Origin of the sequence: Aeromonas sp. (assembly GCF_051657805.1) — a bacterium.
In the GTDB taxonomy this organism is placed as follows: Bacteria; Pseudomonadota; Gammaproteobacteria; order Enterobacterales; family Aeromonadaceae; genus Aeromonas.
Genome location: NZ_JBOFLJ010000019.1, coordinates 75,328 through 88,782, shown reverse-complemented (window position 1 = coordinate 88,782; position 13,455 = coordinate 75,328). Strand labels below are relative to the sequence as shown.

Genomic DNA, 13,455 nt, shown 5'->3' with positions numbered 1-13,455 from the left:
GGCGCCCGGTCGTAAGATAAAGCCCACTTGTCCGTGCCTCGCACGCCCTTCTCAACGAGAGTCTTCACCTTATGTCATCGACCGAACAGGCCCGCTGGTTCGTGCTGGGGGGCGATCACCTCGTCCTGTTGGATCCACAGGGGCAGATCCCGCAAGGCCTTCGCAGCCAGCTTCCCACCCCGTTGCAGGACGCGCCGTTCGAGCGCTTCGACGACTGGGATGGCGAACCCTGCTACCTGCTGGATCTGGGGGAAGAGGCCGACACCTCGGCCATGACGGGTCTGCGCCAGCTGATGGTGGCCGGGGACGAGGAGGGCTTTCGCCTCGCGGGCCGCGCCTGGCAACTCGCCACCTTCCGCCGCAGCCACCGCTTCTGCGGCGAGTGCGGTGCCCCCATGACCCCGAAGGCGGGGGAGTGGGCCCAAGGGTGCGGGCAGGGGCACCTGGTTTACCCGCGCATCTCCCCCTGCATCATAGTCGCGGTGCGCAAGGGGCCGGCCATCCTGCTGGCGGCTCACCGTCGCCACTATCAGGCGGACGATCCCATGTATACGGTGCTGGCCGGATTCGTGGAGGCCGGGGAGAACCTGGAGCAGTGCGTGGCGCGGGAGGTGTTCGAGGAGAGCGGCATACGGGTGCACAACGTGCGCTACGTGGCGAGCCAGCCCTGGCCCTTCCCCCACAGCCTGATGATGGGCTTCACCGCCGACTACCAGAGCGGCGAGATCAAGGTACAGGACGAGGAGCTGGTGGCAGCCGATTTCTTCGAGGCCAACCGGCTACCCCGCCTGCCGCCCCACGGCACAATCGCGCGCCGGTTGATCGAGCTGTGCCTCGCAGACGAGGTGTAAGAGGCAAGAGGATCAAGGGGTTGTTCGTGCGGTGCCGCGCCGAATGAGACGGTGTGACAGGCGAGGGGATCAAGGGGATGGGGGGCGCTTGTTTGCGCCCCTTCACATCTTTGTGCTCCGATGGCGTCGCCGCGCGTTTGGGCCGCCCTAAGCCCCACACAAAGTGGTATCATATCCGCCATTTTATGCGTGAGATGAGCCAGGAACTGGGATGAAAGAGCTGAAAAACGATCGATACCTGCGCGCCCTGCTGCGCCAGGAAGTGGACATGACCCCGGTATGGATGATGCGTCAGGCCGGCCGCTACCTGCCGGAATACAAGGCGACCCGCGCCGTCGCGGGGGACTTCATGTCCCTGTGCCGCAACGCCGAGCTGGCCTGCGAGGTCACCCTGCAGCCCCTGCGCCGCTATCCGCTCGATGCCGCCATCCTCTTCTCCGACATCCTGACCGTACCCGACGCCATGGGGCTCGGCCTCTACTTCGAGCACGGCGAAGGCCCGCGCTTCGAGCGCCCCATCAAATCCATGGCTGACGTGCAGGCCCTGCCCATTCCGGATCCGGAAGACGAGCTCGGCTACGTGATGAATGCTGTGCGCACCATACGCCGCGAGCTCAAGGGCGAGGTGCCGCTGATCGGTTTCTCCGGCAGCCCCTGGACCCTGGCCACCTACATGGTGGAGGGGGGCAGCTCCAAGGCGTTCACCAAGATCAAGCAGATGATGTACGCCGAGCCCCTGACCCTGCACCTCTTGCTGGACAAGCTGGCTGACAGCGTGATCGCGTATCTGAACGCCCAGATCAAAGCCGGCGCCCAGTCGGTCATGGTGTTCGACACCTGGGGCGGCGTGCTGACCCCGCGGGATTACCGCGACTTCTCCCTGCAGTACATGCACAAGATCGTCGATGGTCTTATTCGCGAGCACGACGGTCGCCGGGTGCCGGTGACTCTGTTCACCAAGAACGGCGGCCAGTGGCTGGAGCAGATCGCCGCCACAGGTTGCGATGCCCTTGGCCTGGACTGGACCACGGACATCGCCGATGCCAAGCGCCGGGTCGGCGACAAGGTGGCGCTGCAGGGCAACATGGACCCCTCCATGCTCTACGCCGCCCCTGAGCGCATTCGCGAAGAGGTCGCCACCATCCTCGCCGGTTTCGGTCAGGGCAATGGCCACGTCTTCAACCTGGGCCACGGCATCCATCAGGATGTGGATCCTGAGCACGCCGGCGTGTTTGTGAACGCTGTGCACGAGCTGTCCGCCCAGTACCACGGCCGCTAAGGCGATAAATCTGTATGACGACGGGGCCTGCTGGCCCCGTTTTGCTGTCCGCAGGGAAGAGCCGATGGGGGGCGTCGTTCGTGGGGATTACGCCCGGGCCCTGGCTCGGGTTACACTGCTGCACCGGTGACCCGGGGTCACACACAAGACAAGCCGGCTAGCCCTGATTGGGGGGAGCCCGGACATGGCAGGAGGCAGAATGAGCAAGGGTTCTTGGGATTGGGGCATCGACCTTGGCGGGACCAAGTGCGAGTGCGTGGTGCTGGACGGTGACGAGGTGCTGTTGCGACATCGCATCCCCACCGAACGCCGCGGCGGCTATCAGCACATGATCGGCCAGATTGCCAAGCTGGTGGACGAGTGTGCCGAGAAACTCGGCCAGCGCCCCACCGTCATCGGCATGGGCACCCCGGGGGCGCGGGATCCCCAGACCGGGTTGATGAAGAACTGCAACACCACCGAGCTCAACGACAAGCCGTTCAAGGAAGATCTGGAACGCAAGCTGGGCATTCCCGTGCTGATCGCCAACGACGCTAACTGCTTCGCCCTGGCGGAGACCCACCTCGGGGCTGTGCGCCAGCACCATCCCGATGCCAAGGTGGTGTTCGGCATCATCATGGGCACGGGTGTCGGCTCCGGCATCGTCATCAATGGCCAGATCCTCAACGGCCACCACGGCATCGCCGGGGAGTGGGGTCACAACGTGCTCTCCCCCGACGGCCCCGAGTGCTACTGCGGCAAGCGCGGCTGCGTCGAGACCTTCATCAGCGGCCCGGCGCTGGAGGCCTGGTACGAGGCCAAGGCCAAGCGCCATCTGTCGCTGGCCCAGATAGCGGCGGCGAGCGCCCACGATCACGTGGCCAAACTCACCATAGACAGACTGCACCTGCTGTTTGGCCAGGCCCTGGCCAACGTGGTCAACATCCTGGATCCGGATGTGATCGTCATCGGCGGCGGGGTCGGCAATGTGCAGAGCCTCTACAGCGTGGGCCGTCAGACCGTGCAGCCCTTCCTGTTCAACCCCCGCTTCGCCACCCCCATCATAGCGCCGGCCCTGGGGGACAGCGCCGGGGTGTTCGGGGCGGCGCTGCTGGCCCGAGGCGTCTTCAAGGATGCCCTGCTGTCGTGAGCCAGCCATCGACCTCATCCCCTGTCGCCGTCAAAGACACGGAGTTTTCATGATCAAGATTGCCATCAACGGGTACGGCCGCATCGGCCGCAACGTACTGCGGGCCCTCTACGAGAGCGGCCGCGACAACAACATCAAGATAGTGGCCATCAACGAGCTGGCGGCCCCCGAGGCCATGGTGCACCTCACCCGCTTCGACACCAGCCACGGCCGCTTCCACCATCCGGTGCAGCTCGCGGGCCACAGCATGCTGGTGGGGGAGGATCTCATTCCGCTGTTCGCCGAGCGGGATCCGGCCAAGCTGCCCTGGCGGGCGCTGGGGGTGGACGTGGTGCTCGATTGCACCGGGGTCTTCGGCTCAAGGGCGGATGCGGAACTGCATCTGGCGGCGGGGGCCCGCAAGGTGCTCTTCTCCCATCCGGCGGATGCGGACGTGGATGCCACCATAGTCTACGGGGTGAATCACCAGACCCTGACGGGGCGGGAGCGGATCGTTTCCAACGCCTCCTGCACCACCAACTGCGTGGTGCCGGTGATAGAAACATTGCATCGAGAATTCGAGATCAATTGTGGTACTATTACGACAATTCATTCGGCCATGCACGATCAGCAAGTCATCGACGCCTACCACAGTGACTTGCGCAGAACGCGAGCCGCCAGCCAGTCCATCATCCCGGTGGACACCAAGCTGGCAAAGGGGTTGGAGCGTATCCTTCCCCACTTCGCCGGCAAGTTCGAGGCGATCGCGGTGCGGGTGCCGACCATTAACGTCACGGCGATGGATCTCAGCATCACTGTTCGTAAAAAAGTGACAGTTAGTGACGTAAATCAAGCCCTGCAACGGGCATCCAGAGGTACATTAAGCGGTATTCTGGATTACACGGAAGAGCCTTTGGTCTCCGTAGACTTTAATCATGATGCACACTCCTGCATCATCGATGGTACCCAGACCCGGGTGAGCGATGCCAACCTCGTCAAGATGTTGATGTGGTGTGATAACGAATGGGGCTTCGCGAATCGGATGCTGGATACCACCCGGGCCATGATGGCCGCAGGCTGAGAGCCTGCACGGGTGCAAGGTTACTGTTTTTTTAACATTACCTGAAAATATAGAGGACTGAATATGTCTGTTATCAAGATGACCGACCTGGATCTGGCGGGTAAACGCGTCCTGATCCGTGCTGACCTGAACGTGCCGGTAAAAGACGGCAAGGTCACTTCCGATGCACGTATCGTCGCTACCCTGCCGACCATCAAGCTGGCTCTGGAAAAGGGCGCCAAGCTGATGATCACCTCCCACCTGGGTCGTCCGACCGAGGGTGAATACAACGAAGAATTCTCCCTGGCTCCGGTTGTCAACTATCTGAAAGACGCACTGTCCTGCCCGGTCCGTCTGGCCAAAGATTACCTGGATGGCGTAGAAGTCGCCGCCGGTGAGCTGGTTGTGCTGGAAAACTGCCGCTTCAACAAGGGCGAGAAGAAGAACACCGAAGAGCTGGCCAAAAAATACGCCGCCCTGTGTGACGTCTTCGTAATGGATGCATTCGGTACCGCTCACCGAGCCGAAGGTTCCACCTACGGTGTGGCCCAGTTCGCCCCCGTTGCCTGTGCTGGCCCCCTGCTGGCCGGTGAACTGGAAGCGCTCGGCAAGGCCATGCTGAAGCCCGAGCGCCCCATGGTCGCCATCGTCGGCGGCTCCAAGGTCTCCACCAAGCTGACCGTGCTGGAATCCCTCTCCAAGATCGCTGACCAGCTGGTGGTCGGTGGTGGCATCGCCAACACCTTCATCGCCGCTGCCGGTCACAACGTCGGCAAGTCCCTGTGCGAGCACGATCTGATCGACACCGCCAAGAAGCTGGCCGCCGAGACCAACATCCCGGTGACCACAGACGTGGTCGTGGGTGCCGAGTTCTCCGAATCCACTCCGGCCACCATCAAGTCCGTCGCTGACGTGACCGATGGCGACATGATCTTCGACATCGGCCCGGATTCCGCCAAGGCCCTGGCCGACATCATCATGAACGCCAAGACCATTCTGTGGAACGGCCCGGTCGGCGTGTTCGAGTTCGACCAGTTCGCCGCAGGCACCAAGGTGATCGCCGAAGCCATCGCCGCTTCCCCGGCCTTCTCCATCGCTGGCGGTGGTGACACCCTGGCCGCCATCGACAAGTTCGGCATCGCCGACAAGGTCTCCTACATCTCCACCGGTGGCGGCGCCTTCCTGGAGTTCGTAGAAGGCAAGGTACTGCCGGCCGTGGCGATTCTGGAACAGCGCGCCAAAGCCTAATTGACCCGGAACGGGGGGCAAAAGCCTCCCGTTTCGTTTATCATGTGACCGCTGTGCCGGTTCGTGATGAACCCCCATTTTTTATTAACGGCATACGAGACAGGACGATTTAACATGTCTAAGAAAATTTTCGACTTCGTGAAACCCGGTGTACTGACCGGTGATGACGTACAAAAAGTGTTCGCCATCGCCAAAGAGAACGGCTTCGCTCTGCCAGCCGTCAACTGCGTCGGTACTGACTCTGTCAACGCTGTACTGGAAGCGGCCGCCAAGGTCAAAGCGCCGGTCATCGTTCAGTTCTCCAACGGGGGTGCCGTATTCACCGCCGGTAAGGGCCTGAAGCTGGAAGGCCAGCAAGCTGCCATCCTGGGTGCCATCTCCGGCGCCAAGCACGTGCACGCCGTTGCCGAAGCCTACGGTGTCCCCGTGATCCTGCACACCGACCACGCCGCCAAGAAGCTGCTGCCGTGGATCGACGGTCTGCTGGATGCCGGCGAGAAGCACTTCGCCGAAACCGGCAAGCCGCTGTTCTCCTCCCACATGCTGGATCTGTCCGAAGAGTCCCTGGAAGAGAACATCGACATCTGCTGTGAGTACCTGGTACGCATGGCCAAGATGAACATGACTCTGGAGCTGGAACTGGGTTGCACCGGCGGCGAAGAAGACGGTGTGGACAACAGCCACATGGATCAGTCCGCTCTGTACACCCAGCCGGAAGACGTGGCCTACGCCTACGAGCGTCTGTCCAAGATCAGCCCGCGCTTCACCATCGCTGCCTCCTTCGGCAACGTGCACGGTGTCTACAAGCCGGGTAACGTCAAGCTGACCCCGTCCATCCTGGACGCTTCCCAGAAATACGTTTCCGAGAAGTTCGGTCTGCCGGCCAAGTCCCTGGACTTCGTATTCCACGGTGGTTCAGGTTCCACCCTGGAAGAGATCCGCGAATCCATCTCCTACGGCGTGGTGAAGATGAACATCGATACCGACACCCAGTGGGCGACCTGGGAAGGCATTCTGGGCTTCTACAAGACCAACGAAGCCTACCTGCAGGGTCAGCTGGGCAACCCGGAAGGCGCCGACAAGCCGAACAAGAAGTTCTACGATCCGCGCGTATGGCTGCGTGCCGGTCAGACTTCCATGATCGCGCGTCTGGAGAAAGCCTTCTCCGACCTGAACGCCATCAACGTACTGTAATCAGTACCGAGATCGCAGAAAAAGGCGCCTCATGGCGCCTTTTTTATTGCGCGGTGGGCAGGATGGATCGCGGATGGCCGGCCTCGCACAAAGGTGTCCTTCGGGACACCTTTTGCATTTCTGTGATCCGGGCGGGCTGGCATGGCACTCTGGGGCTGGGTATTATCGATGACGAAACGTTTAATTTAGTAAACGAATGCAACCAAGGCAGGATGCTGAGCATGCAGACAGGAAGACATGGACATCAGGAGCACGTGGCCTCCTATTACGCGGCGACCCGCAACGATCATCAGCAGTGGCCCGAACTCGGCGGCGAGCTGGATGCCGATGTCTGCATCATCGGTGGCGGCTTCACCGGCCTCAACACCGCCATCAACTTGGCCGAAGCGGGCTACAAGGTGGCCCTGCTGGAGGCCAACCGCATCGGCTGGGGGGCCTCCGGTCGCAACGGGGGTCAGCTCATCCGCGGCATCGGCCACGACACCAGCCAGTTTGCCCGCTGGATAGGGGAAGAGGGGGTGCGGGAGCTGGATCTGATGGGGCTGGAGGCGGTGCAACTGGTGCGCCAGCGCATCGAGCGCTTCAACATCGACTGCGACCTGCGCTGGGGCTATTGCGATCTCGCCACCAAGGCGCGCCACCTGGCAGGCTTCGAGGAGGAGCTGGCTCATCTGGCTAGCCTGGGTTACCAGCATGAGACCAGGCTGGTGCCCAAGGGCGATATGCACTCTGTGGTGGGGTCGGATCGCTACATCGGCGGCATGATCGACATGGGCTCTGGCCACCTGCATCCCCTCAACCTGGCCCTCGGCGAGGCGCGTGCCGCCGCCGGCCTGGGGGTCTCCCTGTTCGAGCACTCCAGGGTGATCAACATCGAGTACGGGGACAAGGCGCAGGTCACCACGGCCCACGGCCGGATCAGCGCCCGCTATCTGGTGATCGGTTGCAACGCCTATCTCAATGATCTCAACCCCGAGCTGGGGGGCAAGGTACTGCCGGCGGGTTCCTACATCCTCGCCACCGAGGTGCTGGAGAAGCGGCTTCGCCAGCGGCTGTTGCCACAGAACATGGCGGTGTGCGATCAGAATGTGGCGCTGGACTACTACCGGCTCTCCGCCGACGGTCGCCTGTTGTTTGGGGGCGCCTGCAACTATTCCGGCCGTGACCCCCGCGATATAAAGGCCTTTATGTTGCCCAAGCTGCTGCGGGTCTTCCCGGAGCTCACGGGTACCGCCATCGAGTTCCAGTGGGGGGGCATGATAGGCATAGGGGCCAACCGATTGCCCCAGATAGGGCGACTGCAGAGCCACCCCAATGTGTTCTACGCCCAGGCTTATTCGGGGCACGGTCTCAACGCCACCCATATGGCGGCCAAGCTGGTGGCGGAGGCGATCAAGGGGGAGAGCCGGGGGGTCGACCTGTTCAGCCGGGTTCCCCACATGACCTTCCCGGGGGGGCCTTCCCTGCGCTCGCCGCTGCTGGCGCTGGGGATGCTCTGGTACCGGCTGAAGGATCTGCTGTAAGGGGGCTCAGGAGGCGGGGCTGTCCTGGGTCTGGCCGGGCTCGGCCAGGCGCCAGCCCTGCTCCGTCTTCATCATCCAGATCTCGCGCTCCTGCGCCAGAGCCTGACCGGCCTCGAACTCGCCGTATTTGCGCTCAAGTTCCATCAGCCCCATCTCCTGCTGAAAGGGGCCGACTCTGTCGTAGATGAGATCTTCGTCGTGCAGGATCTGCAACTGCTCCAGCCCCTGCTTGAAGTGCAGCTGGTAGCCCACCCGGACCAGATAGACCCCCTCCATCCGTTCTTCCTTGCCGAGCACGGCGAAGTCACTGATATCAAACAAATTGGTGTCGGTATCGGCCTGGAGTTTGGCGGTCACCTGACTCTGGATAGCCTCTTCACCTGGACCCGCATCACAGCCATAGAGCCAGCAGGCGAGCAGGGGGATGAACCACTTTTTCATCGAAACTCCGGATGATGCGAGACAGGAGGGGCAAAGTTTGCCACGGCGCCGGACAGATACAAGGGATGCTCAGAAAAATCGGCGGCCAGGGTGAAGCGCCGCCCCGGCTCAGGGGCATGAAATGGCGCGGTTCATGACCAGGGTATCGCCGCTGAACCCGGCGATCCGCTTGCTGTCCACCTGCTGGAAGCCGTGCCTGGTCCAAAAATGCAGTGCGGGCAGGTTGGTCTCGATGACTCCGAGTCGCATGGCGGTGCAACCCCAGTTGGCCGCCATCTCAATGAGACGCTGGACCAGCTCGCTGCCGATCCCTCGTCCCTGCCAGGATTCTTTCAAGAGCAGCAGACCGAGATAGGCCGTCTGCTCATCGGGGTAACCGCGGACAAGATCGACGCAGCCCAGCAGTTCCTCCCCCTCCAGCACCGCCAGTACGAACTTGTCGTCTTCCCCTATGCCCGGCGGGCAGACCCTGAGTATCTCCGGGGCGTCGGCAGGGTCAGGGGCCCTGCCCTCGGTCAGCCAGCTGTAGGCGGGGGCCGCCAGCACGACCTCCTCCAGCCACAATATGTGACTCGGATTGACCGATGTCAGGCGCAGCAGCTCCATCTAGCGCAGCTTGTCGAGCTGGCCCAGGAACTCGCTCGGCCCCATGAAGCCGGTCACCCGTTGGCCGCTCACCTCATTGCCGTCCCGATCGAAGAAGATCAGGGTCGGCAGCCCCAGCACGTTCAGGCCGTTGAGCAGTTCGACGTCGGCGTCGTCGTTGGCGGTGACATCCGCCTGCAGCAGCACCATGTCGGCGAAGCGCGCTCGCACCTCGGGATCCCTGAAGGTCTTGTGTTCGAACTCCTTGCAGGCCACGCACCAGTCGGCATAGAGATCCAGCAGCACCGGCTTGCCGCGGGCGGCACCGAGCTGGCTCTTGAGGTCATCCAGGGTCTTGATGCGGATAAACTGCGCCGCCTCGGCTTTGGGGCTGGCCGAGGCGTGTTGGCCCGGCAGCAGCAGATCCCTGGCCACCACCACGGCCCCCATCATGGCCAACAGCAGGGCGAAGCCGCACAGGCTCTTGCCCACCGAGTGGGCGCGATGCTGGTTGTGGTGATAGAGGTAGGCGCACAGCGCCAGTCCCCACACCAGCCAGGCCAGGGTCGTTAGATCGTCGCTCCACAGCCGGGAGAGCAGCAGCACAGGCACCGCCAGCAGGGCAAAGCCGAACAGCTGCTTGATCACATCCATCCAGGCGCCGGCCCTGGGCAGCAGCTTGCCTCCCGAGGTGCCGAGCAGCAACAGGGGGAGCCCCATGCCCAAGGAGAGGGCGTAGAGGGCGGCGGCGCCGAGCCAGAGATCGCCGCTCTGGGCCACGTAGATGAGGGCGCCGGAGAGCGGCGCCGTGGTACAGGGGGAGCAGACCAGGCCTGAGATCATGCCCATGATGCCGACACCGACCACGGATCCCCCCTGCTGGCGGTTGGAGAGGCCGGAGAGCCGGGTCTGCAGGCTGCTCGGCAGCTGCAGGGTATAGAGCCCGAACATGGAGAGGGCCAGCAGCACGAACATGATGGATAGACCGATCAGCACATAAGGGTGCTGCAGGGCGGCCTGGAACTGCAAGCCCGCCGAGGCGACCACCAGGCCGAGCAATGTGTAGGTGATGGCCATGCCCTGCACATAGACGAAGGAGAGCAGGAAGGCGCGGCGGGTGGAGAGGCGCTCACCGGCGCCGGCTATGATGCCGGTCAGTATGGGGTACATGGGGAAGACGCAGGGGGTGAAGGCGAGCCCCAGCCCCAGGGCGAAGAAGGCGGCGATGCTGAGCCAGAAGCCCTGGTTGCCGAGGGCGGCCGCCAGCTGATCCTGCTGGCTGCTGGCGGGGGCGCTGGCGACGTCGGCACCTGTCCCGCCCATATCGGTGACGGTGCTGGCTGCCAAGGGTTGCACCTCGACCCGCTGGTCGGTCGGCGGATAACAGAGCCCCTCGGTGCAACCCTGATAGCTGACGGTGAGTCTGGCCCCCTGGCCCGCCTCGGTCAGGGTGAGGGGGATCTGCACCTCCTGGTAATAGACCCGGGTCTTGCCGAAGAAGTCGTCCTCGTGCTCGGTACCGGCGGGCAGTTCGGGCTCCTGGAAGTTGAGGTTCTCCCCCTTGAAGCTGAAGCGGTGGCGATAGAGGTAGTAGCCATCGGCGATGTGCAGGGTCAGCCGCAGCTGGTTGCCCTGCTGGGAGCTCTGGAGGCTGAAGGCCTCATCGACTTTCAGAAACTTGGGGGGGGAACCCGCCTCGATGCCGAGGCTGCTCAGCAGGTCCTGGCTGGCGGCCTCGGCCGGGCTGGCCAGCAGGCTGAGCAGGAGCAGCAGGGGGGTGAGCAGGGATGTCAGCTTCATGCCGTCTCTCCGGCCAGCCAGTCGAGATAGGGCTGATGGCCGAGACTGACGGGCAGCGCCAGGATCTCCGGCACCTCGTAGGGGTGCAGCTCGAGGATGCAGTGGCGCAGGGGCTCGAACAGGGCGGCGCTGGACTTGATGATGAGCTGGATCTCCCGGGCACGTTCGATCTGCCCCTGCCAGCGATAGACGGAGGTGAGCCCGGGCAGTTGATTGATGCAGGCGGCGAGGCGTCGGCTCAACAGCTGATCGCAGATACGGTCGGCGCTGGCCTCATCTGGACAGGTGCAGAGCACTAAAATAGCGTCGGTCATGGCGTGAAAATCTCGTTTTAAGGGGGTGAAACAGGCCCATAAACCAGCAGTTACTATACCTAGCACCGGCATAAATAGCACCCGCCGTGCATGTCCCGATGCGGGAGAAAATAAGTGTTCTGTCCGAGATAGACGCTGTGAAAAGGAGAGGGCAAAATGGGCTGGCTTATTCCCATTTTACGTAAGGAAATGTATGACCCAACAGAATGAGCAGCAGAGAAACCGCATGTTGAGCCTGTTGCGTGAGGGCGAGCGCCGCATGCTGGTGCAACTGTCCGGTCTGCTGCGTACCAGCGTCGATGAGATCAACGCCGAGCTGGAGAAAGAGGAGCTGCTGTCTGCTCTGGAACAGCCCATCACGGTGGAGTATCTGAACGGCGTGGTGCAGCATCATCTGTTCGAGCGCCTGCACAAGGGTGACATGGTGGCGGCTCAGCGCATGCTGAACCAGTACCAGAGCGATCTCGAGGCCATGCTGAAACAGGAAGCGGGGCAAGACGAGACCCCCGTCGAAGAGGCGAAGGCCGGGGCCTGATCCCCACCCGACCCCCATCAGCACCATCATGCCTGCCGCATGATGGTGCCTCGTTACCTCATTGGAAATGCCCCTCTCAGTTCATCACCCGCTGCGCCGGCTGGCCCGGGATGGGGAACACCTTGTCATAGCTCCAGTTGTAGACGAAGGCATAGACCAGGTAGAAGAGCACGAAGCCCATATCCAGCACCAGGGCCTCCAGCAGGCCGATGTTGAGCCACCAGCACATCACCGGCAGGGCCACGATCAGCAGACCCCCTTCGAAACCGAGCGTATGCACGACCCGCTGCCACAGCACCTTGTGGGTATGGCCCTGATAACGCAGCAGTAATTTGTCCACCCCTAGGTTGTAGACATAGTTCCAGACGGTGGCGACCACCGAGAAGAACAGGGCCAGGGGCCCCATGTGGTTGAGGCCGACGCCGGTGACCCAGCTTGCCAGGGGGGCGGCGATCAACAGACCGATCAATTCGAAGCCGATGGCGTGGCGCAGACGATCGCGAGTGTTACGCATGGATAGTCCCTCTGTGTTGGTACGTGATGGCGGCTACTATATTCGCGAAAAGCCATAGATGCTCGTTAGTATATATCGCTAAAATAGATACATCGACGAGGAGCATGGCAGATGAACCTGTCACTGGAACAACTCAAGGCGCTGCTGGCGGCGGCGGAAACGGGCTCGTTTTCCGGGGCCGCCCGCCGTCTGGGCAAGGCACAATCCGTGGTGAGCACCGCCATCGCGAACCTGGAGATCGATCTCGGCCTCGAGCTGTTCGATCGCAGCGGCCGTTACCCCGTGCTGACGGAGGCGGGCCGGCGGATCCGGCAGGAGGCGCTGATCCTGCTGGCCCAGAGCGAGCGGCTGCAGGCCATCGCCGGTGAGCTGGCGGTGGGGGTGGAGTCGCGCCTCACCCTGGCCATCGACGATGATTCTCACCTGCCCTGGCTCGGCGCCGTGCTGGAGGAGTTTGCCACCCGTTATCCCATGGTGGAGCTGGAGCTGCTGTTCCCCCTGATGGAGGATCTGACCGAGATGCTGACCAGCGGCCGCGCCCAGCTCGGCATCAGTTACCAGAAGGAGCACCCTGTGCGGGAGCTGGTTGCCCGGTCGTTGGGGGGGGTCTCCATGCCGTTGGTGGTCTCCCCGGATCACCCCCTCGCCCACAAGGTGCCGCTGCACGAGAGCGATCTGCAGGGGGCTCGCCAGCTGATGGTGACGGGGCGGCGGGAGGGGACGGAGCGCAACCGCTTCCGCCTCTCTTCCCAGGTGTGGTGGGTGGAGGGGGATCTGGGGATCCTGGAGCTGGTGAAGCTGGGGTTGGGGTGGGCATCCGTGCCGGATTTCCTGCTGCACCGGCCCCTGGCACGGGGGGAGGTGGTGGTGCTGGAGCCGGACTTCATCACCCAGCCGGAGCTGGCGCTGGAGCTGCAGTGGCACCGCGCCCGCCCGCTCGGGCAGGCGGGGGCCTGGCTGAAAGAGGCACTGCTGGCGCGGGTGCCTCGCTAATCAAGATGGC

General features: G+C 63.0%; 14 protein-coding genes. 9 read left to right on the top strand and 5 right to left on the bottom strand.

The annotated features are described in order from the left end of the window. Nucleotides 1-71: 71 nt before the first annotated feature. The 7 genes from nudC (at nt 72) to ACRCYW_RS06005 (ending at nt 8,263) form a co-directional block, all read left to right on the top strand. Nucleotides 72-851: an NAD(+) diphosphatase gene (gene nudC, locus ACRCYW_RS06035; protein ID WP_438549236.1), complete on the top strand. Its 780-nt coding sequence runs from the start codon at nt 72-74 to the stop codon at nt 849-851. A 211-nt stretch (nt 852-1,062) separates the two neighbouring features. Then, entirely contained in the window at nt 1,063-2,130 is a 1,068-nt protein-coding gene (gene hemE, locus ACRCYW_RS06030) for a uroporphyrinogen decarboxylase (RefSeq protein WP_438549235.1), read from the top strand. A 199-nt stretch (nt 2,131-2,329) separates the two neighbouring features. Continuing rightward, nucleotides 2,330-3,259: an ROK family protein gene (locus tag ACRCYW_RS06025; protein ID WP_438549234.1), complete on the top strand. Its 930-nt coding sequence runs from the start codon at nt 2,330-2,332 to the stop codon at nt 3,257-3,259. 49 nt (nt 3,260-3,308) lie between these two features. Continuing rightward, a complete protein-coding gene (epd, locus tag ACRCYW_RS06020; RefSeq protein ID WP_438549233.1) occupies nt 3,309-4,319 on the top strand; it encodes an erythrose-4-phosphate dehydrogenase in 1,011 nt (336 codons plus the stop codon). Between the two features lie 63 nt (nt 4,320-4,382). Next, complete coding sequence (locus ACRCYW_RS06015) at nt 4,383-5,546, top strand: phosphoglycerate kinase (protein ID WP_438549232.1); 1,164 nt, start codon at nt 4,383-4,385, stop codon at nt 5,544-5,546. Nucleotides 5,547-5,660: 114 nt separating this feature from the next. Next, the gene (fbaA, locus tag ACRCYW_RS06010) at nt 5,661-6,740 is read left to right on the top strand and encodes a class II fructose-bisphosphate aldolase (RefSeq protein WP_349920989.1); all 1,080 of its coding nucleotides are present in this window, start codon (nt 5,661-5,663) and stop codon (nt 6,738-6,740) included. Nucleotides 6,741-6,961: 221 nt separating this feature from the next. Continuing rightward, nucleotides 6,962-8,263: an NAD(P)/FAD-dependent oxidoreductase gene (locus tag ACRCYW_RS06005; protein WP_438549231.1), complete on the top strand. Its 1,302-nt coding sequence runs from the start codon at nt 6,962-6,964 to the stop codon at nt 8,261-8,263. Nucleotides 8,264-8,269: 6 nt separating this feature from the next. Here ACRCYW_RS06005 and ACRCYW_RS06000 read toward each other — a convergent pair whose 3' ends face one another. The 4 genes from ACRCYW_RS06000 to cutA all read right to left on the bottom strand — a co-directional run bounded on the left by ACRCYW_RS06000 (nt 8,270) and on the right by cutA (nt 11,403). Further along, nucleotides 8,270-8,704 (bottom strand): hypothetical protein, encoded by a 435-nt coding sequence (locus ACRCYW_RS06000; RefSeq protein ID WP_438549230.1) that lies wholly within the window; start codon nt 8,702-8,704, stop codon nt 8,270-8,272. A gap of 108 nt (nt 8,705-8,812) precedes the next feature. Next, entirely contained in the window at nt 8,813-9,310 is a 498-nt protein-coding gene (locus ACRCYW_RS05995; RefSeq protein ID WP_438549229.1) for a GNAT family N-acetyltransferase, read from the bottom strand. Further along, on the bottom strand, nt 9,311-11,089 hold the full coding sequence (locus ACRCYW_RS05990) for a protein-disulfide reductase DsbD (RefSeq protein WP_438549228.1): 1,779 nt from the start codon (nt 11,087-11,089) through the stop codon (nt 9,311-9,313). Beyond that, nucleotides 11,086-11,403, bottom strand: coding sequence for a divalent-cation tolerance protein CutA (gene cutA / locus ACRCYW_RS05985; RefSeq protein WP_438549227.1), 318 nt, complete (start codon nt 11,401-11,403; stop codon nt 11,086-11,088). The genes ACRCYW_RS05990 and cutA overlap by 4 nt, the downstream gene beginning before the upstream one ends. 193 nt (nt 11,404-11,596) lie before the next feature. Between cutA and ACRCYW_RS05980 the strand changes: the two genes are divergently transcribed. Then, nucleotides 11,597-11,938 (top strand): hypothetical protein, encoded by a 342-nt coding sequence (locus tag ACRCYW_RS05980; RefSeq protein ID WP_438549226.1) that lies wholly within the window; start codon nt 11,597-11,599, stop codon nt 11,936-11,938. Nucleotides 11,939-12,014: 76 nt separating this feature from the next. Here ACRCYW_RS05980 and ACRCYW_RS05975 read toward each other — a convergent pair whose 3' ends face one another. After that, nucleotides 12,015-12,452, bottom strand: a complete 438-nt coding sequence (locus tag ACRCYW_RS05975; protein ID WP_438549225.1) for a PACE efflux transporter — start codon at nt 12,450-12,452, stop codon at nt 12,015-12,017. A gap of 111 nt (nt 12,453-12,563) precedes the next feature. On the opposite strand from ACRCYW_RS05975, the gene ACRCYW_RS05970 reads away from it, so the two are divergent. After that, nucleotides 12,564-13,445: a LysR family transcriptional regulator gene (locus tag ACRCYW_RS05970; RefSeq protein WP_438549224.1), complete on the top strand. Its 882-nt coding sequence runs from the start codon at nt 12,564-12,566 to the stop codon at nt 13,443-13,445. The last annotated feature ends 10 nt before the right edge of the window (nt 13,446-13,455 follow it).

What these genes read in the sequence shown, in the direction of transcription:
- nudC (WP_438549236.1), top strand. Translation starts at nt 72, where the DNA reads ATGTCATCGACCGAACAGGCCCGCTGGTTCGTGCTGGGGGGCGATCAC.
- hemE (WP_438549235.1), top strand. Translation starts at nt 1,063, where the DNA reads ATGAAAGAGCTGAAAAACGATCGATACCTGCGCGCCCTGCTGCGCCAG.
- ACRCYW_RS06025 (WP_438549234.1), top strand. Translation starts at nt 2,330, where the DNA reads ATGAGCAAGGGTTCTTGGGATTGGGGCATCGACCTTGGCGGGACCAAG.
- epd (WP_438549233.1), top strand. Translation starts at nt 3,309, where the DNA reads ATGATCAAGATTGCCATCAACGGGTACGGCCGCATCGGCCGCAACGTA.
- ACRCYW_RS06015 (WP_438549232.1), top strand. Translation starts at nt 4,383, where the DNA reads ATGTCTGTTATCAAGATGACCGACCTGGATCTGGCGGGTAAACGCGTC.
- fbaA (WP_349920989.1), top strand. Translation starts at nt 5,661, where the DNA reads ATGTCTAAGAAAATTTTCGACTTCGTGAAACCCGGTGTACTGACCGGT.
- ACRCYW_RS06005 (WP_438549231.1), top strand. Translation starts at nt 6,962, where the DNA reads ATGCAGACAGGAAGACATGGACATCAGGAGCACGTGGCCTCCTATTAC.
- ACRCYW_RS06000 (WP_438549230.1), bottom strand. Translation starts at nt 8,704, where the DNA reads ATGAAAAAGTGGTTCATCCCCCTGCTCGCCTGCTGGCTCTATGGCTGT.
- ACRCYW_RS05995 (WP_438549229.1), bottom strand. Translation starts at nt 9,310, where the DNA reads ATGGAGCTGCTGCGCCTGACATCGGTCAATCCGAGTCACATATTGTGG.
- ACRCYW_RS05990 (WP_438549228.1), bottom strand. Translation starts at nt 11,089, where the DNA reads ATGAAGCTGACATCCCTGCTCACCCCCCTGCTGCTCCTGCTCAGCCTG.
- cutA (WP_438549227.1), bottom strand. Translation starts at nt 11,403, where the DNA reads ATGACCGACGCTATTTTAGTGCTCTGCACCTGTCCAGATGAGGCCAGC.
- ACRCYW_RS05980 (WP_438549226.1), top strand. Translation starts at nt 11,597, where the DNA reads ATGACCCAACAGAATGAGCAGCAGAGAAACCGCATGTTGAGCCTGTTG.
- ACRCYW_RS05975 (WP_438549225.1), bottom strand. Translation starts at nt 12,452, where the DNA reads ATGCGTAACACTCGCGATCGTCTGCGCCACGCCATCGGCTTCGAATTG.
- ACRCYW_RS05970 (WP_438549224.1), top strand. Translation starts at nt 12,564, where the DNA reads ATGAACCTGTCACTGGAACAACTCAAGGCGCTGCTGGCGGCGGCGGAA.